Origin of the sequence: Agrobacterium sp. ST15.16.024 (genome assembly GCF_027956545.1) — a bacterium.
GTDB classification, from domain to species: Bacteria; Pseudomonadota; Alphaproteobacteria; order Rhizobiales; family Rhizobiaceae; genus Agrobacterium; species Agrobacterium cucumeris.
The window spans coordinates 1-314 of record NZ_JAQKGO010000058.1 but is presented as its reverse complement, the minus strand read 5'-3'; the positions used below and the strand labels follow the sequence as shown (position 1 = coordinate 314).

Below are 314 nucleotides of genomic sequence, written 5' to 3'. Positions count from 1 at the left end.
ATACATGGCGATCTGGCGCGGTTTGACGATGACGCGGGTACGGCGATTGGAGACCAGCTCCTGCCGCGACACATTATAGTGCCTGGCGACGATGCGCTGAATGTCCTCGATACGGACACGCTTGGCTTCACCGCTGCCAACGAGGTGCGACAGCAACTCATCGACACGGTCCACCGAGAGGTTCGGCTCGAAAGAGCGCCGGAACATCAGCTGGTTGAAGGCGCCTTCAAGCTCGCGACCGCTCGCCGTCACGCTCTTGGCCACATGGGTCAGGATTTCGTCCGAAATCTCGAAAGACGGATCGTCCTGACGCG

The 314-nt window shown here is 60.2% G+C and carries 1 protein-coding gene; it reads right to left on the bottom strand.

Features of this window, described 5'->3' with window-relative positions; translation table 11 throughout:
* Positions 1-314, bottom strand: a 314-nt coding sequence (locus tag PL640_RS25620; RefSeq protein ID WP_271363883.1) for a helix-turn-helix domain-containing protein, incomplete at both ends; no start/stop codon positions are given.